Below are 20,777 nucleotides of genomic sequence, written 5' to 3'. Positions count from 1 at the left end.
GCGACCTTTGGCCTAGTCTCGACAGTTCTGAAAGCAATGTCCAGAATCAATTGAGGAGATGCCGGTGCGGCCTTTCGTTTTAAACACTACAGCCCGGTGGAGCTGGGCGGGCGGCCGCCCCGCGGCAGTCGCGCGGCGTCGCCAAATCGCTACCGGCACCAAGGCAAGCAGATGGCTATAACCCGTGCGCCGATCCCCACCCGGAGCGATTTCGCCCGGTTCACGAGCCTGCAAACCCGGTGGGCCGACAACGACATGTATGGCCACATGAACAATGTGGTGCATTACGGATTTTTTGATACAGCCATCAATCAATGGCTGATCGAAACCAGACTGCTGGACCCGTGGAACGGACCGCTGATCGGCATGGTGGTCGAGACCGGGTGCCGCTATCATGCCGAGGCCGGTTTTCCCGACCGCATCACCGCGGGGATATCGGTCAGCCGGCTTGGAAATTCGTCCGTGACCTATGTAATCGGCCTGTTTCGCAATGATGTGGAAACAGCCTTCGCAGATGGTCATTTCGTACATGTCTATGTCGATCGCGGCAGCCGGCGACCGGTGCCGCTGTCGGATCAATGGCGGCAAAAACTTGGAGAGATTTCGCGATGAACGCAGATGACGAAGCTCGGCTGGTGCGGCTCGAGGAACTGGTGGCACACCAGCAGGCGGCGATCGAGGACCTGTCGCGACAGCTTTCAGACAGCTGGAAAGCCGGCGAAAGACTGCGCTCGGAAATGGCACGACTGACAGAAATGTTCGAGGACATTGAAGACGGCGCCGCAGCGCCACCGGCCAACCAGAAGCCACCGCACTGGTAATCGACAACAACCGGTTACGCCCCGGAAGCGCCTGCGGTGGACTGCAAAGCCGGATTCACCGGCTCTGCGGCAGGTAATCGAAATGGCTGTAATCGGCGGGGATCGCATCGCCGGAGGTGTCAAACGCGGCCATGCCGACAAAGGCGCCGGTGAAGGAAGCGTGCTCGCCGCGTCCGCCCTCATCAGATATCACGCTGGCATCGAGCACCGGGCCCACCGAGACCCAGTTATCGTCGCCGTTCAGCCGGTAGCGAAAATGCAACTCGGCGCCATCGACGTCGAGCCCGAGATCAACCGGGCCGTCCCCGGGCAGCGGCACAGGCTGATCCAGCGGAAACTGCAATCTGGCGTCGGGCCAGTCGCCGGGGCAACTGAGAATGGTCAGCGCACGGCCCCATTGCTCGTGCCAGATGACTGCCAGGAAATGGAACTTGTGCCGGTTGTAGTAATGCACGAGGCCTGCCGCCTGCTGAAAATGCCGCGGGGCAAAATCAAGCCGGGTTTCCGCCGCAAACCCCAGATGTTCCTGCCTGCGGGCAACCAGCGCCTGCTCGAACCAGCTGCCGATCGATTCGCGCGCGTAAAGCCGCAAGGCCGAGCCTGTCATCGAAAAGATGCGTTCCGGCTCGGGCGTCCGCAGCCACTGGAATTCATCGGGAAGCTCCGCTCCGTCAAACCGCCGGCGCACCGGTGCGGTTGGCTTTGGCATGCTCTGCGGATCGGGCGCGGGTACCTCCACTTCCGCTACCAGACCGCCGCCGTGCAGGTGCAGCCAGCCATCTTCTCCCCAGACGCATTTCTGCAGCCCGGTCTCACGGCCAAGTGGTGAACGGCGAAGACCCGGCAGCGGCCGCGAGCACAGGTGGGTGTGGTAGGTTTCGCCGTCCGGCGTTTCGACCATCTGACCATGGCCGGTGCGTTGCAGCGGCGCGTCCGGCGCATCCTTTGCAGTCATCAGGAAAATATCGGGATGCAGCTCATAGGGCCCGAGCAGATCGCGGGAGCGGGCCATGGTGACGGCATGCTCGTAGCCGGTGCCGCCTTCGGCGACAGTGAGATAGTACCAGCCTTGGCGCCTGAACAGATGCGCGCCCTCGACCAGGCCATGGCTGCTGCCCTGGAAAATATTGACCGCCTTGCCGATCAGCCTCTCGGTCCCGGGATCATATTGCTGGGCAACAATACCGGCAAAGGCGGGGTGTCTGGGATGGCCACCGATTGAATCAGTACGATGGTCCCAGAGCATGTTGAGGAACCATTTGCAGCCATCCTCATCGTGAAACAGCGTCGGATCGAAACCGGACGAATTGACCCGGACCGGGTCCGACCACGGCCCGGTAATGTCCGGCGCGGTGACGATATAGTTATGGGCGTCCTTGAAGTTGCCGTCGAGGCGCTTGACGTCGGTGTAGATCAGCCAGAAAAGACCGTCGGCATAGGACAGGCACGGCGCCCAGATACCGCAGGAATCGGGGTTGCCGCGCATATCGAGCTGGCTGGCACGGTTGAGCGGCCGGCCCACCAGCCGCCAGTTGACGAGATCGGTCGAGTGGTGAATCTGGACGCCCGGATACCACTCGAAGGTCGAGGTGGCGATGTAATAGTCCGTTCCTGCCCGGCAAATCGAGGGGTCCGGATTGAAGCCGGGCAGGATCGGGTTGACGATCATTTTCGGGCGGGTCCGTCGCGCTCGGCGGAGGCTGCCCACAGATTGATGTCGGCGTCACGCGCATATTGATCGATTTCGGTCAGTTCTGCGGCGCTGAAATCGGGCTTGTCGAGCGCACCGACGCAATCGATGATCTGCTGCGGGCGGCTGGCGCCGATCAGCGCCGATGTCACCCGGCCGCCGCGCAACACCCAGGCAATCGCCATTTGCGCCAGAGTCTGCCCCCGGCGTTCGGCGATGGCGTTGAGCGCGCGGATGTTGTCGAGATTGCGCTCGGTGAGGAAGCCGGTATTGAGCGACGAGTTCTGCGCGGCGCGGCTGTCGTCCGGGATGCCGTTGAGATATTTGCCGGTCAGCATGCCTTGCGCCAACGGCGAAAACACGATCGAGCCGATGCCCTGGTCATCGAGCGTATCAAGCAAACCGTCATCCTCGACCCAGCGGTTGATCATCGAATAGCTCGGCTGATGGATCAGGCAGGGCGTGCCCAGCTGCCTGAGAATGTCAGCTGCTTCGCGGGTGCGCTTGGAATTATAGCTGGAAATCCCGGCATAGAGCGCACGGCCGGAGCGGACAATGTAATCGAGCGCCTGCATGGTCTCTTCAAGCGGCGTTTCGGGATCGAAACGATGCGAATAGAAGATGTCGACATAATCAAGCCCCATGCGTTTAAGGCTCTGGTCGCAGCTGGCGACGAGATATTTGCGGCTGCCCCATTCACCATAGGGGCCGGGCCACATTCCATAGCCGGCTTTTGACGATACAATTATCTCGTCCCTCAACCCATGAAAATCGGTTTTCAGGATTTCGCCAAAGGCGGTCTCGGCGGAGCCGGGAGGCGGGCCGTAATTGTTGGCGAGATCGAAATGGGTGATGCCCAGATCGAACGCCGTGTGGCACAGTTCGCGCTTGAGGTCGTGCGGCGTGTCGTTGCCGAAATTGTGCCACAGGCCGAGCGAAAGCGCCGGCAGCTTGAGGCCGGACCGGCCGGTGCGCCGGTAGCTCATCTTGCTGTAGCGGTCGGATGCAGGTGTCCACATGATGATCTGCCTTTCTATTTTTGAGCGGCGCCCCTGAACAGTGCTGCCGCCTGGCTGGCATCGAGCGGTGCGGGCTGCTCGCAGCTGGTTGTCAGCGTGATGAATGCGCCAGTCTCTCCGGAGTGGAGGATCGCAGTCATGACGTCAACCACGTGCAACGCAAATTCCAGTGAACAGCGGTGCGGACGGCCCTCGGTAATGGCAACCGCCATTTCGGCAAGCCCGACGGCGCGGTAATTGGCCATCATGCCGTGGTCGTGCTGCTGATTGGGCACACCCAGCGGATGATCCCATGTCGGCAGTTCGGGGGCCGCGCCACCTCCCTTGAGCAGTTCGACCTCGCCACCGAAGAAATTCGGATCCGGAACAACGAGGCTGGCCTCGGTGCCGTAGAGTTCCATCGGGCGGTGGCCATGGGCCTTGACGTCCCAGCTGGCGCCGAGCGTAACCAGCGCGCCATTGGCAAATTCGAGCACCGCGTGCACCGTGGTCGGGGTTTCGACCTTGATCATTTCGCCGTAGCGCGGCTTGGAGGTGATCTTGCGTTCGGGTGTCGGAATCGACGACATGGCAACGACCCGCCGTACCGGCCCGATCAGTTGCACCAGATTGGAAATATAGTAGGGCCCGAGGTCGAGTATGGGACCGCCACCGGCCTGGAAGAAGAAGTTGGGGTTGGGGTGCCAATGCTCCATGCCGGGGCTCAGCACATGGCAGGTGCCACCGGTGACGCGGCCGATCTTGCCGGTATCGATCAGGTTGCGGGCAAGCTGATGCGCGCCGCCCAGGAAAGTGTCGGGCGCCGATCCCACTCTGAGGTCGCCCTTCTTGGCGCGGGCGGCAAGATCGCGCCCCTGCTCGACGGACAGCACAAATGGCTTTTCCGAATAGACGTGCTTGCCGGCGTCAAGCACCTGGGCGGAAACCTCGTAATGGACGGCTGGTACCGTCAGGTTGACGACAATATCGATGTCCTCGGCAACCAGTAGCCCGCCCACAGTTTCGGCGCGGATGTCATACTCCTCGGCGCGCGCCTTGGCCGCATCGGCGTTGATATCGGCACAGGCCCGAATTTCAATGCCGTTGAACATCGGCGCGAGGCCGAGATAGGAGGTCGAGATATTGCCGCAGCCGATAAGGCCGACGCCGAGAGTTTTGCCCATTTTCATTACTCCGTGTTGCCGCGCATCCATTCGATCGAGCGGGTCGCAAACCGCTTGGCGTCGGACGGGTTGTCATGTTCCATGATGAATAGTTTTACCGGTGAGTGCGCCGCCAGTTGCTTGAACAATCCGGGCCAGTCGACTGTACCATGGCCGACATCGGCCCAGCCATCCTCATCGGCGGCTTCACCGTCGGGTGCGATATCCTTGACGTGGACAGCGGTGATGCGGTCGCCATGACGGGCGATCCAGTCAATCGGGTCGGCGCCACCGCGAATGATCCAGGCGATATCGGCTTCCCATTCGATCTCCGGCGCCGCTTCGAGCAGGATCTGCATCGGCATGGTGCCATCGGCGAGCGGCGCAAACTCGAAGTTGTGATTGTGCCAGCCGAATTTGAGCCCGGCGGCGCGGATTTTCGTGCCTACAGCGCTCAGCCGGCGGCCAAAAGCTTCCCAGCCGGCGCGATCGGTGGGGCGGTGTTCCGCATCGAGATGCGGGCAAAAAATCCGCTCAATGCCGAGGGCTGCGGCGATGGCGAGCACCGATTCGATGTCGGATTCCAGCGCGTCGATGGAAAAATGACCCGACGGCATGGTCAGGCCGTTGGCATCAAGCGTGCGGCGAAAGCCGGCGGGGTCTTCATATACGCCGCCAAAACCTTCGACCTGGGTGTAACCGGCAGCGGCGACCATCGCCAGGACATCAGACCATGGCAGGAAATTGCGGGCACTATAGAGTTGGAATGAGAAATCCATCGTTTCGACCTTCCTGAGTATAGGCCGGCCTGAGGGTAAGCCAGCCTGAGTGGAAAACAGCTAGAGCCTGAGCTCGGTTGATGCATCAAAGATTGAGGCGCGCGCCGGATCGAAGCCGACGCGGACCTTGTCGCCGCTACGATACGCGCTCTGTCCATCCACACGGAAGCGGAATTCGCGGCCGTCGAGCACGCCCCAGACCAGCGTGTCGGCGCCCATCGGCTCAACCACCTCGATATCGACCTCGGTGCTGAACAGCTCAGCATCGGCGGCGTCCCCGCAGACCACATGCTCGGGCCGGATCCCGAACACCACCCTGGAGGAACCTGCTTCTGTCTGAAACGGATATTTGTCCAGCGGCACACGGATGTCGCCAAAGGTGAAGGCGGTCGTGCTCGAGCGGTCAATGTCGCCTTCAATGAAATTCATTCCAGGCGACCCCATGAAACCGGCGACATAGCGGTTGACCGGACGATTGTAGATTTCGTTCGGGCTGGCCAATTGCTGCACGATGCCGTTGCGCATGATGGCGATACGGTCAGCCAGCGTCAGCGCCTCGATCTGGTCGTGGGTCACGTAGATCATGGTGTTCTTGAGACGCTGATGCAGCCGCTTGATTTCCACCCGCAGCTCGGCGCGCAGCTTGGCGTCGAGATTGGAGAGCGGCTCATCAAACAGGAACACGTCAACATCGCGCACCAGCGCCCGGCCGATGGCCACCCGCTGACGCTGACCGCCGGAGAGTTGCGCCGGCTTGCGTTTGAGCAAGGGCTCGATCTGCAGCACTTCGGCGGCGCGGGCGATGCGCTTGGCGATCTCGTCCTTGGGCACCTTGGCGTTTTTCAGCCCGAAGGCCAGGTTGCCCTCGACGGTCATCTGCGGATACAGCGCATAGGACTGGAACACCATGCCAATGCCGCGGTCCTTGGGCTCTTCCCAGGTGACGTTCTTGCCCTTGATGAAAATCTGGCCATCAGACACATCGAGCAGACCGGCGATGCAGTTGAGCAAGGTGGACTTGCCGCAGCCCGACGGGCCGAGCAGCACCAGAAATTCACCGTCGCCGATGTCGATATTGAGGTTCTTGAGGACCTTCACCTCGCCGAAATTGAGGCAGAGCTCTTTGATGGAAACGCTTGTCATGGATCAGCCTTTCACCGCGCCGGCGGCGATGCCGCGCACGAACAGCTTGCCGGATACGAAATAGACGAGGAGCGGAACAATGCCGGTGAGAAGGGTTGCGGCCATGTTGACATTGTATTCCTTCACTCCCTGCACCGAGTTGACGATATTGTTGAGCTGCACCGTCATCGGATAGATGTCGGGCTTGGTGTAGACGACGCCAAACAGGAAGTCGTTCCAGATGCCGGTGACCTGCAAGATGATGGCGACGACGAAGATCGGCAGGCTCATCGGCACCATGATCTTGAAGAAGATCCCCCAGAAACCGGCGCCGTCGACGCGGGCCGCCTTGAACAATTCCTCGGGCAGCGAGGTAAAATAATTGCGGAACAGGAGCGTCAGGATCGGCATGCCGAAGATGGTGTGAACCAGAATCAGGCCCCACAGGGTGCCGTACAGACCCAGTTCACGCAGCAGGATGACGATCGGGTAGAGCATCACCTGGTAGGGAATGAAGGCGCCGAAAATCAGGATCGTGAAAAACACGTCCGCGCCCTTGAAGCGCCAGTTGGCAAGCGCATAGCCATTGACCGAAGCGATGGCGATCGAGACGATCACCGACGGCACGGTGATCCGCACCGAATTCCAGAAACCCCGTGACAGGCCATCGCAGTTGAGCCCTGTGCAGGCGGTGGACCAGGCCTTGACCCAGGGCTCGAAGGTGATCTCGACCGGCGGCGCGAAAATGTTGCCAAGCCGGATCTCCGGCATGCCCTTGAGCGAGGTGACCACCATCACATAGAGCGGCAGCAGGTAGTAGGCCGCCACCACGATCAAGGTGCCATAGAGGAAGATGTTGCGGCGTGAGAACCGGCCGCGCGGCCTGCGGCCACGGGGGCCTGACGCCAGATGCGGGCTCGCCAGTGCGGGCTCAGACATTCTTCTTCCCCCCGAATTCGAGATAGGCCCAGGGAATCAGCACGATCAGAACGCTTAACAGCATCATCGTCGAGGCAGCAAAACCCTGGCCCAGGTTCTGCGCCTGGAACATGTAGTCATAGACATATTTGGCAGGCACCTCGGAGGCGTTACCGGGTCCGCCCGAGGTCTGGGCGACAACCAGGTCGTAGACCTTGACGATGCCGGCGGCGATGATCACCAGCGTGGTGATGAAAACCGGCCGCATCATCGGAATGATGATGAAAAGATAGGTTTTCCACATCGGGATGCCGTCCACCCGGGCGGCTTTCCAGATATCTTCGTCAATCCCACGCAGGCCGGCCAGCATCAGGCACATGATGAAACCGGTGCCCTGCCACAGGCCGGCGATGAGGATGCCGTAGATGACGATGTCGGCATCATAGAGCGGGTTGAAGGCAAAGCTCTCCCAGCCAAGCCAGCGAACCACCGACTGGGCGCCAAAATCGGGATTGAGAAGCCACTGCCAGACCAGCCCGGTGACAATGAAGGACAGCGCGAAAGGGTAGAGAAAGATGGTTCTGAAAACATCTTCGTAGCGGATCTTCTGGTCCAGAAGAGCAGCCAGAAAAAACCCGATGACCAGCGAGAAGATCAGCGAAAACACCCCGTAGATCATCAGATTCTCGATGGAAATCAGCCACCGGCTGGTGCCCCAGAGACGTTCATACTGATCAAGACCGACAAATTTTGCGCGCGGCAGCAGCTTTGAATTGGTGAAGGAGTAGACAATGGTCCAGATCGTACCGCCGAGGAAGATGACCAATGCGGTCAGGATCATCGGGACCGCCGCGATCTTGGCACTTAGATTGCGCAACAGCCTGTTGGGTCGACCGGTATGTGCTTGGCCAGCCATGATTCAGTTCTCCCGAGAGGCGGCACACAGAAGGTGCCAACCAACAGTACAGCCTGCCGGCCGGAGCAAGTAAGCCCCGGCCGGACCGCCGTCAGAATTCGGCGATCAATCCGCGGAAGCGATGATGTCGGCGAAGCGCTTCTGCGCGTCTTCCGGTGTCATCGACGGATCAGCGAAGAATTCGGAGAACAGGTCTTCCTTCTGCTTCTGGCTGTCGGCCGAAAGCATCTGGTCGGTTCCCAGGATGACATTGCCCTTGGCGAGAATGTCGAGGCCCTTCTTCATGCAGTCATTGGCGGCGGAGAGATCAACATCGCCACGTACCGGTAGCGAGCCTTTCTTCAGGTTGAAGGCCACCTGCGTGGCCGGCGCCAGAAGCGTCGAGGCGAGAACATCCTGTGCCGCAGATTTTTCCGCGTCATCAAGCACCGGGAAGTAGAAGGCGTCACCACCGGTGGAGATGACTTCATTGACGCCGAGACCCGGCAGGCATGTGTAATCGGTGCCGGCTGTCTGACCGGCCAGCGCAAACTCGCCCTGCGCCCAGTCACCCATGATCTGGCCCCCAGCCTTGCCGGTGATCACCAGGTTGGTGGCCTGGTTCCAGTCCTGCACATTGGTGCCCTTGGACATGCGACGGGCATCATCGGCGGCCTTGAATACGGCCGCGATTTCAGGTCCGGCGGCGGTGTCGGCATCCTTGTCCTGAAACACCTTGTAGTAGGTATCCTTGCCGGCGATGGCGACCATCAGCACATCGAAGGCGCCTGCCGATTGCCAGGGCTGGCCACCAACGGCGAGCGGAATGATGCCGGCTTTTTCGAGCGCCGGGGCTGCGGCCACGAATTCATCCCAATTTGCCGGAACGTCAACGCCGGCGGCCTTGAATGCGGCGTTGGACAGCCACAACCACTGCCAGGAGTGGATATTGACCGGCGCGCAATAGATCTTGCCGTCAATGGTGCAGGAGTCGAGCAGGCTCGCAGGCCGGACAATATCCTTCCAGCCCTCTTTTTCGGCAACGGCGGTAAGATCGCGCAGCAATCCGGCTTCAGCCAGTTCCTCGGCCTGGCGGCCGTGATTGAACTGGGTCGCGGCCATCGGATCGCCCCCGGTAATGCGGCTGATCATGATCGGCCGCGCCGTGCCGCCGGAGCCGGCGATGGCGCCATCAATCCATTTGTTGCCGGTGGCATCAAATGCCTTGGCCAGTTCGGCAACAGCGGCAGCTTCGCCACCAGAGGTCCACCAATGGGTGACTTCAAGGTCGGTCGCATTGACCGAGGTTGCCAGTGCCAGCACGGATGCACCAGCCAGAAAATGCTTGAATGCGTTCATCGATCTTCCTCCCAGAATTAATCTTCCTGCCGGCCTGGATGCTGGTCGCAACCGCAGCGGCAGTGTCGGTGACCCGACATCTTTTAAATCGATTACATCGCATCCTCCAATGCACCACTGCAATCGATTACATCAAGGTTGACCGCGTTCAGAAAAAGAGTCAAGTGTAATTTGAATTGGACTTTTGACGCAGTCTGGCAGCATCGGAAATACCGTATTTCATGGAAATAAAAGCGCCGAGAATAACCGACGTCGCCCGGCTTGCCGGGGTCTCCACCGCGACCGTCAGCCGGGCCCTCAGCAAACCCGAAACAGTTGCTGAATCAACACGTAACGCGGTCCTGGCCGCGGCGGAGGAAAGTGGCTACAGGGTCAATCTCTCGGCCCGCAACCTGAGGCGCCAACGCACCGGGACGATCGTCGTGCTGGTGCCCAACCTGGGCAACCCGTTCTTTTCTGAAATCCTCGCCGGAATCGAACTGGCACTGGCCAAGGCGGGCTTCAACATGCTGGTGGTCGACACACGGCAGGTGCGGACCAAGCCGCAGCTGGTATCGGAATATCTGCACGCCACCCGTGCCGACGGCATCATTGCGCTCGATGGATCGCTGCCCGATGAAGTGCTGTCGGCGGCGCTGTCAGGGATCGGTGCACCGCCGATCATATTCGCCTGCGAATGGACCGCGTCGGACCGTTTTCCCTCTGTGCGCGCCGACAATGTGCACGGCGCCCGGCTGGCGATCGCGCATCTGCTCGACCTCGGTCACAGCCGGATCGGCATGGTGCTCGGTCCCGCAGACAACGTGCTGACCGTGGCACGCAGCGAGGGTGCCGATCAGGAACTCAGGGCGCGCGGACTTGGGTTTTCGGCGGCACATCTGTTTGCCGGTGATTTCTCGATCGAAGCCGGGGCGCGCGCGGCCACCATCTGGCTCGGCCTGCCCGACCGACCCAGCGCCGTGTTCTGCCAGTCCGACCAGATGGCGTTCGGTTTCATCTCGGAACTGGCGCACAACGGCGTTTCGACGCCGGCAGACGTCTCGGTTGTCGGCTTTGACGATATCGATATCGCCTGCCGATTCATTCCGGCGCTAACCACCGTGCGGCAGCCACGTACAGCTCTCGGCGTTTCCGCCGCCGAAATGCTGATTAGGCATGTGCAGGCGTCGTCAACGCCGGCGATGGCGCTGGAAAAAACAGTCATCGACGTGGAACTGATCGCCCGCGACAGCACCCGCTGGGTCGCCGGTTGAAACCTCAATCCGGACTGTTTATATAAGAGGATATAAATGTTTGCAGAACGGACTGTTGCCGATGCTGGATGCCCAGGACATGCTGGAATTGGAACCGCGCATGAACGAGGCGGCAAAACTGATGGAAATGCTGTCGCAACCGGTACGGTTGCGAATCCTGTGCATCCTGCTCGATGGCGAGCAGAGCGTGCTCAAGCTTGCTGACATGGCGGGGCTGTCGCAGCCGGCGATGTCGCATCACCTTCGCAAGCTCCGGGACGCCGATCTGGTCACCACCCGGCGTGAGGCGCAAACCATCTTCTATTCGCTCAAGGGCAAGGAAGTTTCCGCCGTGCTCGAGGTGTTGCACGGGCTCTATTGCGAGCGCGGGAGCGGGCCTTCCAACTAGACCTTGCAAATACCCCGGAATTATTAGCTGCCGCCGCGGGCCGTCTCCCGACCCTGATCCGCGCGCATGGTCCGGTCGGTTCGCCCTACGTCCGCGGCTTTCCCTTCAGCACCAATCTGGTCTTACCGGAACACACTCTGGCTTTACCGCCCTGCCTTGACATTTGGCTGCCCACGAGGCCCATTTGGATTGCGGCGCGGATGCGTCTGCTTGCATGCCAGCGATGGCTGGGAGTTACCGTGCCGACCTCGCAAGACGGGTTGCACGAAGGCGGGGAAACGTATGAACCATATCAGCCGGGCAGATGCTGCAGCCGACGGCCGGAGCGAGATTCGCAAAACCACCTGCTACATGTGCGCATGTCGCTGCGGCATCAATGTGCATATCAAGGGCAACAAGGTTCACTACATCGAAGGCAACCGTGACCACCCGATCAACAAGGGTGTGCTGTGCGCCAAGGGCTCGGCGGGGATCATGCAGCACTATTCGCCGGCGCGGCTGAAGAAGCCGCTGCTGAGGACCGGTGAACGTGGCGAGGGCAAATTCAAGGAAATCGAGTGGAACGAGGCGCTGGACCTCGCCACTGAATGGCTCGGCGAAGTGCGGCGGACCGATCCGCGCAAGCTGGCGTTTTTCACCGGGCGCGACCAGAGCCAGTCGATGACAGGCTGGTGGGCACAGGCCTATGGCACGCCGAATTATGCAGCCCATGGCGGGTTCTGTTCGGTCAACATGGCGGCCGCCGGCATCTACACGATGGGCGGCGCGTTCTGGGAATTCGGCGCACCTGACTGGGAGAAGACCGAACTGTTCATGATCTTCGGCGTCGCCGAGGACCATGATTCCAACCCGATCAAGATGGGGCTGGGCAAGCTCAAGGAGCGCGGCGTCAAGGTGATCGGGGTCAACCCGGTGCGTACCGGCTACAACGCCATCGCCGACGAATGGCTGGGCATTGCGCCGGGCACCGACGGGCTGCTGATCCTGGCGCTGGTGCATGAATTGCTCCGCGCCGGCAAGATCGATGTCGACTATCTGTTGCGCTACACCAATGCTCCGTGGCTGGTGATCGACGATCCAGAGGGCGCCGGGCACGGCCTGTTCGCGCGGAGCGAGGATGGCACGCCGCTGGTGGCGAGCCGTGACAGCGGCGAGATCGCGGCATCGTCGACACCCGGTATCAAGGCAGCGCTGAAAGGCCGGTTCACGCTGGCCGACGGGCGGTCGGCAACACCGGTGTTCGAGCTGCTGGCCGGCAAATACCTTGATCCGGACTACGCCCCCGCGGCGGTAGCGGAGCGCACCGGAATTTCGGCGGCAACCATTGCCCGCATCGCCGATGAAATCGCCAAGGCGGCATTCGAGCGCGAAGTCATCATCGACCAGCCCTGGACCGACATGAAGGGCGAACGCCACGAACAGATGATCGGGCGTCCGGTGGCGTTTCACGCTATGCGCGGGATTTCCGCGCATTCCAACGGATTCCAGACCTGCCGGGCGCTGCACCTGCTGCAGATCCTGGTCGGGTCGATCGACTGCCCCGGCGGGTTCCGTTTCAAGCCGCCCTATCCGCGCCCGGTCGCGGGCCAACCGCGGCCGCATGGCGGTGCTTGTGCCGACACGGCCTTGGCCGGTCCGCATCTGGGCTATCCGCGCGGGCCGGAAGATCTGCTGCTTGAAGCCGACGGCGAAACCGCCGAGCGGATCGACAAGGCATTTTCCTGGGATGCGCCGCTGTCAGCCCACGGGATGATGCACATGGTGATTTCCAACGCCCATGCGCGCGATCCCTACGGCATTGATGTGCTTTTCATGTACATGGCCAACATGGCCTGGAATTCGTCGATGAACTCATCTTCGGTCATGGATATGCTGACCGACAAGGATGAGAACGGCGACTACGTGATCCCGAAGATCATCTATTCGGACGCCTATTCCTCGGAGATGGTGGCATTCGCTGACCTGATCCTGCCCGACACCACCTATCTGGAACGGCACGACTGCATTTCGCTGCTCGACCGGCCGATCAGCGAACCCGAGGCGATGTGCGATTCCATTCGCTGGCCGGTGGTCGAGCCCGAGCGCGACGTGCGCGGCTTTCAAAGCGTGCTGCTCGATCTCGGCGCGCGGCTGAAGCTGCCAGGCATGGTCGATGAACAGGGCACAGCCATTTACAAGGACTATGCCGATTATATTGTCCATCACCAGCGCAAGCCCGGCGTCGGTCCGCTGTCGGGCTGGCGCGGGGCGGACGGCACCAAGACCGGGCGCGGTGAGCCCAATCCGGATCAACTCCAGCGCTACATCGACAATGGCGGTTTCTCGCAGGTGCATCTGCCGGCCGAAGCGCTCTATTTCAAACACGCCAACCGGGCCTGGAGCGACTGGGCGATCGAGCATGGCCTGCAGGAAGGGCCGGTGGAGAACATTTTCCAGCTCTATCTCGAACCGCTGCGCAAGTTCCAGCTTTCTGCCGAGGGCAAGGCCAAACCGGTTCCGCCGGAACATCACCGCGAGCGGATCAGGCGCTGCTTTGATCCGTTGCCGTGCTGGTATCCGCCATTTGCCGACGACGGCTCTGAGGCAGATGGCTATCCGCTGCACGCCATCACTCAGCGGCCGGCGGCAATGTATCATTCCTGGGGCTCTCAAAATGCCTGGCTGCGGCAGATCCACGGCGAGAACGCGCTCTATGTGCCGGGCGCGGTGTGCGACCAGCAGGGGCTTTCTGATGATGACTGGGCGCTGGTCAGTTCGCCCTCGGGCGAGATCCGGGTTCGCATCCGGCGCATGGAGGCGGTCAACGGGTCAACCTTGTGGACCTGGAACGCCATCGGCAAGCGCGCCGGCGCCTGGGCGCTGGACAATGACGCGCCGGAGGCTACCCGCGGGTTTTTGCTCAATCACCTGATCGACGAGCTGCTTCCACCGAAAGGCGACGGCAGGCGTTGGGCCAATTCCGATCCGATCACCGGTCAGGCTGCGTGGTTTGATTTGCGCGTGGCGATCCGGCGCGATCCGGACCAGTCGGGCGAACGCAGCCTGCCGGCAACCGCGGCACAGAAAAGCCCGGTTGGGCCTGCGCCGGACACGGTGGCTTTTAGCGGGGGGAAAAAGCCATGACCAGTCTGCCGTCAACCACCAACAAGCGGCTCGGGCTGGTGATCGATCTCGATACCTGCGTGGGCTGTCATGCCTGCGCGGTCAGTTGCAAGGAATGGAACACAAGCGCCGGTGCTTCGCCCCTGAGCGATGTCGACGCCTATGGCGCCGATCCCTCCGGCGCCTGGCTCAACCGGATTCACACCTTCGAGGTCACGCCTGACGATGCCCCGGCGCAGATCGTGCATTTCCCGAAATCCTGTCTGCATTGCGATGATGCGCCGTGCGTGACCGTGTGTCCGACCGGCGCCAGCTACAAGCGCAGCGAAGACGGCATCGTGCTGGTGGATGAAGACATGTGCATCGGCTGCGGCCTGTGCGCCTGGGCCTGCCCCTATGGCGCGCGCGAGATGGACCCTGTCGAAAACGTGATGAAGAAATGCACCCTGTGTGTCGACCGGATCTACAGCGACACATTGGCAGAAGAAGACCGGATTCCCGCTTGCGTGCGCACCTGTCCCTCCAGCGCGCGGCACTTCGGCGATTTCAACGATCCGGATTCTCATGTGTCGCAGCTTGTGGCCGAACGTGGCGGCATCGAATTGATGCCGGAGATGGGCACACGCCCGGTCAACCGGTACCTGCCGCCACGGCCGAAAACCCGCCCGACGCCGGATGCAAAGCCAATAGTGGCCTCCGCACCGATGCCGAAGGCCGACGGCTTCCTCGGCTGGCTCGACGCCGCGCTCGACAAACTCGGATAATCCCATGCACCCCGCTGTTTCCGTCATTTTCTTTACCGTCACGTCAGGCGCCGGGCTTGGCATGATCTTTCTCATCGGGCTCGGTTTTCCGGTCGAAGCCTCTGCTGAATGGGTGTTTTTCATCTCGGTTGTCGGTGGCGGGCTTGCGGTCGCGGGGCTGCTGGCATCCACGTTCCATCTCGGCCATCCCGAGCGGGCCTGGCGGGCGTTGAGCCAGTGGCGCTCGAGCTGGCTATCGCGCGAAGGCATCGCCGCAATCGCAACGCTGATCCTGTTCGGTATCTACGTGCTGATCTGGATGGCGACCGGATTGCGCTACCAGCTTCTGGGGCTGGTGGCGGCAATTGGCGCGGCGGCAACGGTGTTCACCACCTCTATGATCTATGCCCAACTCAAGACCGTGCCGCAATGGAACAGCCGGCTCACGCCTGTAGTCTATTGCGGTTTCGCGCTCGGTTCCGGCTGGCTGCTGGCTTCCGCCCTAGGCACCCATGAAGCCCCCGAACTCTGGGGCATCGTGCTGCTGGTGCTGGCCTGGGGGGCAAAATGGCTGTGGTGGGCGCGGGCCGGCCGGTCGCGGCTGAGCGATGCCGGCTCCTCGCCTGAAACGGCGACCGGGCTTGGGTTCATCGGCAAGGTGCGGCTTCTGGAAACACCCCATACTGGCGACAATTACCTGACCCGGGAGATGGTCCACCGGATCGGACGCAAACATGCGCGCAGCTTGCGCCGGCTGGCGCTCTTGCTCGGCTGTGTAGTGCCCGTCGCCATCCTGACGCTGGTCTGGTTGAGCGACGCACCGGCGCTGGTTAACCTGATCGCCGTCCTGTCGATGCTGGCCGGGCTGCTTGCCGAACGCTGGCTGTTCTTCGCCGAAGCCGAACACGCCGTGTCGCTCTATTACGGCAACCGCTGAACAGCAAGCCACGCTATCCCGCTCTGGCCTCGCGCCGGTGCTTGAGCCAGATGGCGCCCTGGCGTAGGAACACCGGCAGCGCCAGCACCACACCAATCACCATGGTGGTCAGCCCCGGCGCCACGAACAACAGCGCCACCAATCCGAGCCAGATCCGCTCGATCCGGCTTAACGGTGCGACCACGAAGCCGGTGAAGGCGCCGGCCAGCATCACGATTCCCAAGGTTGCGCCGGTGAGCGTGATGAAGAACGCCTCCCAGGTAAAGCCCTGGGCAACGATCAGCAGCGACGGCGAATAGACGAACACGAAAGGCACCAGCGCCTTGGCGATACCGAGCCGGAAGGCAGTGTTGCCCGTCTGGAACGGGTTGGAACCGGCGATGCCGGCAGCCGCATAGGCCGCGAGCGCCACCGGTGGCGTGATGTCGGCGAGCACGCCGTAGTAGAACACGAAGAAATGCGACACCAACGGCTCGACACCAAGCAGCGCCAGCGCCGGTGCTGCCACCGAAACCAGGATGATGTAGGTGGCCGTGGTGGGGATGCCGGCGCCCATCAGGATGCAGGCAAAGGCCGTAAACAGCAGGGTGAAGAACAGCGCCAGCGCATTCACGGTCACCAGCCCCGCCGGCAACAGCGCGGTCAGCACGGTGCCTATATTGGCGGCGGTCTGGGTGATGATGAAGGACAGCCGAAAGGCCGTGCCGGTGAGCGTGACCACGCCCACGACAATTCCAACAACGGCTGCCGCCGCGCCAACAGCAAGCGCGTATTTGGCGCCCAGAGTCAGAGCTTCGATCAGGTCCTTCACCGTCAGCCGGTTGTGCGGGGTGATGAAGCCAACAACGACGCAGGCGGTAATCCCCCACACGGCGGCGAAATCGGGGGTCTTGCCGGTCAGGATCAGCGCCATCAATACCAGTAGCGGGATCACCGCCAGCCAGTTGTCGGTAAACACCTTGAGGATCTGCGGCATCTCGTCGGGGCGCAGGCCGCGCAGGCCCAGACGTTTGGCTTCGAAATGAACCATGGCGAAAATGCCGACATAATGAAGCAGTGCCGGGAACATCGCCGCATAGACGATGTCACGGTAGGGAATTTCGAGAAACTCGACCATGATGAAGGCGGCGGCGCCCATGATCGGCGGGGTGATCTGGCCTCCGGTCGAGGCCGTGGCCTCAACTGCCGCGGCGAAATGCGGGCGGTAGCCCACCTTTTTCATCGCCGGAATGGTGAGCGAACCAGTGGTCACCGTGTTGGCAATCGAGGAGCCGGATATGGTGCCGAGCAGCGCAGAGGAAAAAATCGCCACCTTGGCCGGGCCGCCGGCATAGCGCCCGGCGATCGAGGAGGCGGTATCAATGAACAGTTTGCCGAGCCCGATGCGCGTCGCCAGAACCCCGAACAGCACGAACAGGAAGACATATTTGGCAACCGCGCCGACGGCGATGCCATAGATGCCCTGGTCGGTCATGTAGAGGTGATTGACGAGCGCGCTCCAGGACGCACCGGGGTGCCTGAACACGCCGGGCATGTATTGCCCGAACAGGCCGTAGCCCATGAAGGCCACGGCAATGGCGGTCAGCGTCCAGCCGATCGAGCGCCGCGACGCTTCCAGTGTCAAAAGGATCAACGCGGTGCCCATGAACACGTCGAAAGCTGAGGGATTGCCGACCCGGACAGAGACCGCGCTGGCAGGCAACAGCGGCAGATAGAGCGCGGCAACGACGGCCAGGCCGCTGAACGCCCAATCCCAAAGGCCGATGCCGCCGGGACGCAGCAGGCTGGACGGATAGAGCGTGTCGTTTTCGCGGCGAGTTGCGCCAAATACGATGAAGATCAGGCCAAGCACGAAGGACACGTGGATGCCGCGATGAACCAGTTCGCGCACCAGACCGAAGCCGGCTGCATAATAATGATAGAGCGACATGGCGACCAGTGCGACGGTCACCAGCAGCGCCACGGCCTTGCCGGTGGGCCGGAAAGCCATCTCCGGATCATATTTGCGCTCGAGTTCGGCAAGGTCGATGACTGGATCGTCGGTCTGGCTCATGGAGTGTTCCCGGCTCTGGCACGTTTTACGGTCGGATTGATTGAATTCTGCATTTTCGCTGCCAGAGCGGGCGTCGGCTGGGCGGAAGCCCGAAGGCTCAACCGGCATGGCTCAGTCTGCCCATGCAGCGCTCTAGACAAATGTGGCCGCCCGGTTACCCGGACGGCCCTTGTTCAGTGGTGGCCGCTCGGCGCTACTTGATCAGGCCGGCTTCACGGTAGAACTTTTCGGCGCCGGCGTGCAGCGGGATGCCGATACCTTCGAGCGCGGTTTCGAGATTGACCGACTTGCCCTTGGCGTGGCCGACATCGAGCAGCTTGCGAGTGCTGTCGTTCCACAATGCCTTGGTGATCTCGTAGATCAGATCATCCTTCTGTGTGGCGCTGGTTAGCCACTGGGCGCCCACGGCAACCGTGTCTGCTCCGGCAACGCCCTGATAGACGCCATCCGGAATCGGGTCCTTGGAGAAGAACGAGTAGGTTTCCAGCATCGAATCCACTTCCGGGCCGGAAATCGGAACCAACGTCACATCGGCGCTGGAGGCGAGTTCGACGAGTGTGCCTGCCGGATAGCCGCCAACGAAGAACAGCGCATCAAGCTGGCCGTTGCGGATGGCGTCGGAGGCCGGGCCCGGCTTGAGGTTTTCGACCGTGATGTCGGCTTCGCTCAGGCCGAAGGCTTCGAGAATCAGCTGCGCATCGACATAGGTGCCCGAACCAGGCTCATCGAGCGAGACACGCTTGCCCTTGAGATCAGCCACGGACGTGATGCCCGATGCCTTGGAGGCGACCAGGTGAATATGCTCGGGATAAAGCGCTGCAATGGCGCGCAGGTCTTCCATCGGCTCCTGGCCTTCGAAAGTGCCAGTGCCGGAATAGGCCCAGAACGCAACATCGGACTGGGAAAAGCCGGAGCTGATGATGCCCGACTTGATGCCGTTGACGTTGGCCACCGAGCCGCGCGAGGACTGTGCCACCGCGACCAGGCCCGGCACTCCGCAGGAACCGCCTTCATCGCAGCCGCGTGAACCGGGCGGGTTGGAAATCGAGTTGGCGATGGCGCCACCGAGCGGGAAATAGGTGCCGCCAGTGCCACCGGTGCCGATCGTGAAGAAATTCATTTCCTGGGCCTGAACACCGGCTGCCCCGACCACCAAGGTCGCGGCAAACAGCGCTGCGGTCGCTGCGCGCGACACCACTGAAGCTAGAACTCGCATAAGTCTCTCCCTGCTTTGGCGGCCGCCTTGCTGCGGCCTTCCTACAGCGCCGTGCATTCAACTGAATACGCAACGAACGCTGAATGTTTGAATCAACGCATGCACGTAATCGCTCAAAATAATCCATTTGAACACGGCATGCATTCGTGAACTCATTCTGCCTGGAACGGGTCCAGTTGCAGAAAGCCAGCGCACACCTATGCCGGTTTGAACGAGAAAGTCAAAGCCGGTTTTTGCTTGTTCTGCCCTTGACGGCGGAGTTGTTCACAGACCTCAGTCTTCGAGCGCACCTGTGCGCGACGCTACCGCCTGATTGTCGCCGATGATCTTGAGAAGATTGTCACCCATACGAACGAAACGGCGGATGCGCCGGGTCAGGACATAGCCTGCCTGCGGTGCCGTGACCGCCACCGCGCCGCCGCTGCGACCCGGATCAACGATGATTTCGGCGACCATCTGCCCGGCTTGAACCCGCTCGCCAGGTGCCACGTGAAACAGGATGGTGCCGCCCGCCGGTGCCTCCACCATCTCGACATGGCGGATTTGCCTGGCGACAAAATCCGCGCGCAGATCAGGGCTGGCCGAATCATCGGGGGCGACAACGCCGCGCCCCTGCAAAAAGCGGTAGAGTCCTTCAGCATCCTTTCGCGCCAGGCCGGCGTCGACATCATTCTGGCCCCGCAGTTCGACCGTGGTGACGCAATGGCCCGACAGATCGCCGCCGCTTTTGCGGGCGCGTGCTGTCATCTGCTCAAATACCGCTTCCTCGAAAGCGCAATCCGACCCCGAATCCCACAGCAGCGCGGCCTCGGCATCGAGACAGGCGGCAAGATCGGCCATCTCCGGCCACAGCGGTTCAGGAACATAGAGATACTGCACGCTTTCATCATCGCAATGCAGATCGAGCACGATCGGGCAATCGTCCGCGAGTTCCAGCAGGCGGCTCTTGAGCCGGCGCTCGGCAAACACCGGGGCAGACGCCGCATCAAGCGTGCGGACGCCATCCTTGCCGGGCACAGGGAAATCGCGGTTGAAATTGACCCGCGTACCCATCGAAAAACGGCCCATGTGATCGCCAAACAGATGCTGCGCCGCGCCGATCGGGTTGGCGTGCGGCACCAACGTGGTCGAGCCGAGCAGGCGGCCTTCGGCCTCGGCCTGCTCAAGCATCGGGATGAGATAGTGCAGCGCCGCCACGCCGGGGCGTTCATCGGCATGGAGCCCGGCCTGGATATAGGTCCGGGGAGCGCTGGCATCGGAGCCGGTGAGCCGGTGTACGGTCAGCTGATAGGCGACACCGGGTGTTTCGCCGGCAATGGTTTCGATCTCGGTTTTCATTG

Annotated in this window: 18 protein-coding genes; 7 read left to right on the top strand and 11 right to left on the bottom strand. The window is 61.7% G+C overall.

What is annotated here, in order from left to right; genetic code table 11:
* Positions 1–171: 171 nt before the first annotated feature.
* Entirely contained in the window at positions 172–612 is a 441-nt protein-coding gene (locus ACK6D9_RS03765; protein ID WP_322987773.1) for a thioesterase family protein, read from the top strand.
* Positions 609–821 carry a SlyX family protein gene (locus ACK6D9_RS03760; RefSeq protein WP_322987774.1) on the top strand — a complete coding sequence of 71 codons (213 nt, stop codon included), beginning with the start codon at positions 609–611 and terminating at the stop codon, positions 819–821. The genes ACK6D9_RS03765 and ACK6D9_RS03760 overlap by 4 nt, the downstream gene beginning before the upstream one ends.
* 55 nt (positions 822–876) lie before the next feature.
* Here ACK6D9_RS03760 and ACK6D9_RS03755 read toward each other — a convergent pair whose 3' ends face one another.
* From ACK6D9_RS03755 to ACK6D9_RS03720, 8 genes are all read right to left on the bottom strand, one after another.
* Complete coding sequence (locus ACK6D9_RS03755; protein WP_412050684.1) at positions 877–2,490, bottom strand: glycoside hydrolase family 43 protein; 1,614 nt, start codon at positions 2,488–2,490, stop codon at positions 877–879.
* A complete protein-coding gene (gene mgrA, locus ACK6D9_RS03750; protein ID WP_412051725.1) occupies positions 2,487–3,533 on the bottom strand; it encodes an L-glyceraldehyde 3-phosphate reductase in 1,047 nt (348 codons plus the stop codon). Before mgrA ends, ACK6D9_RS03755 begins: the two co-directional genes overlap by 4 nt.
* Before the next feature lie 11 nt (positions 3,534–3,544).
* Positions 3,545–4,693 (bottom strand): Gfo/Idh/MocA family protein, encoded by a 1,149-nt coding sequence (locus ACK6D9_RS03745; protein WP_412050683.1) that lies wholly within the window; start codon positions 4,691–4,693, stop codon positions 3,545–3,547.
* 5 nt (positions 4,694–4,698) lie between these two features.
* Positions 4,699–5,451: a sugar phosphate isomerase/epimerase family protein gene (locus tag ACK6D9_RS03740; RefSeq protein WP_412050682.1), complete on the bottom strand. Its 753-nt coding sequence runs from the start codon at positions 5,449–5,451 to the stop codon at positions 4,699–4,701.
* Between the two features lie 60 nt (positions 5,452–5,511).
* Complete coding sequence (locus ACK6D9_RS03735) at positions 5,512–6,594, bottom strand: ABC transporter ATP-binding protein (protein ID WP_412050681.1); 1,083 nt, start codon at positions 6,592–6,594, stop codon at positions 5,512–5,514.
* 3 nt (positions 6,595–6,597) lie between these two features.
* The gene (locus ACK6D9_RS03730; RefSeq protein WP_412050680.1) at positions 6,598–7,512 is read right to left on the bottom strand and encodes a carbohydrate ABC transporter permease; all 915 of its coding nucleotides are present in this window, start codon (positions 7,510–7,512) and stop codon (positions 6,598–6,600) included.
* Positions 7,505–8,407 carry a carbohydrate ABC transporter permease gene (locus ACK6D9_RS03725; RefSeq protein WP_412050679.1) on the bottom strand — a complete coding sequence of 301 codons (903 nt, stop codon included), beginning with the start codon at positions 8,405–8,407 and terminating at the stop codon, positions 7,505–7,507. The genes ACK6D9_RS03730 and ACK6D9_RS03725 overlap by 8 nt, the downstream gene beginning before the upstream one ends.
* A gap of 105 nt (positions 8,408–8,512) precedes the next feature.
* Positions 8,513–9,745 carry an ABC transporter substrate-binding protein gene (locus tag ACK6D9_RS03720; protein WP_412050678.1) on the bottom strand — a complete coding sequence of 411 codons (1,233 nt, stop codon included), beginning with the start codon at positions 9,743–9,745 and terminating at the stop codon, positions 8,513–8,515.
* Positions 9,746–9,966: 221 nt separating this feature from the next.
* Between ACK6D9_RS03720 and ACK6D9_RS03715 the strand changes: the two genes are divergently transcribed.
* The 5 genes from ACK6D9_RS03715 (at position 9,967) to ACK6D9_RS03695 (ending at position 16,168) form a co-directional block, all read left to right on the top strand.
* Positions 9,967–10,998: a LacI family DNA-binding transcriptional regulator gene (locus tag ACK6D9_RS03715; protein ID WP_412050677.1), complete on the top strand. Its 1,032-nt coding sequence runs from the start codon at positions 9,967–9,969 to the stop codon at positions 10,996–10,998.
* A 40-nt stretch (positions 10,999–11,038) separates the two neighbouring features.
* Positions 11,039–11,386, top strand: coding sequence for a metalloregulator ArsR/SmtB family transcription factor (locus tag ACK6D9_RS03710; protein WP_322987783.1), 348 nt, complete (start codon positions 11,039–11,041; stop codon positions 11,384–11,386).
* A 282-nt stretch (positions 11,387–11,668) separates the two neighbouring features.
* A complete protein-coding gene (locus ACK6D9_RS03705) occupies positions 11,669–14,509 on the top strand; it encodes a molybdopterin oxidoreductase family protein (protein WP_412050676.1) in 2,841 nt (946 codons plus the stop codon).
* Positions 14,506–15,252, top strand: a complete 747-nt coding sequence (locus ACK6D9_RS03700; RefSeq protein ID WP_322987785.1) for a 4Fe-4S dicluster domain-containing protein — start codon at positions 14,506–14,508, stop codon at positions 15,250–15,252. Before ACK6D9_RS03705 ends, ACK6D9_RS03700 begins: the two co-directional genes overlap by 4 nt.
* 4 nt (positions 15,253–15,256) lie before the next feature.
* Positions 15,257–16,168 carry a dimethyl sulfoxide reductase anchor subunit family protein gene (locus ACK6D9_RS03695; RefSeq protein ID WP_412050675.1) on the top strand — a complete coding sequence of 304 codons (912 nt, stop codon included), beginning with the start codon at positions 15,257–15,259 and terminating at the stop codon, positions 16,166–16,168.
* A 13-nt stretch (positions 16,169–16,181) separates the two neighbouring features.
* Here the strand turns inward: ACK6D9_RS03695 and ACK6D9_RS03690 are convergent, their stop codons facing one another.
* From ACK6D9_RS03690 to ACK6D9_RS03680, 3 genes are all read right to left on the bottom strand, one after another.
* Positions 16,182–18,221 (bottom strand): TRAP transporter permease, encoded by a 2,040-nt coding sequence (locus ACK6D9_RS03690; RefSeq protein ID WP_267654669.1) that lies wholly within the window; start codon positions 18,219–18,221, stop codon positions 16,182–16,184.
* Between the two features lie 193 nt (positions 18,222–18,414).
* Positions 18,415–19,437, bottom strand: a complete 1,023-nt coding sequence (locus ACK6D9_RS03685; RefSeq protein WP_412050674.1) for a TAXI family TRAP transporter solute-binding subunit — start codon at positions 19,435–19,437, stop codon at positions 18,415–18,417.
* A gap of 273 nt (positions 19,438–19,710) precedes the next feature.
* Positions 19,711–20,775: a succinylglutamate desuccinylase/aspartoacylase family protein gene (locus ACK6D9_RS03680; protein ID WP_412050673.1), complete on the bottom strand. Its 1,065-nt coding sequence runs from the start codon at positions 20,773–20,775 to the stop codon at positions 19,711–19,713.
* Between the last annotated feature and the right edge of the window lie 2 nt (positions 20,776–20,777).

The sequence above is a fragment of the Hoeflea sp. Naph1 genome, from assembly GCF_046837775.1.
Taxonomy (GTDB): domain Bacteria; phylum Pseudomonadota; class Alphaproteobacteria; order Rhizobiales; family Rhizobiaceae; genus Hoeflea.
This window is presented reverse-complemented; position numbering and strand designations above follow the sequence as displayed.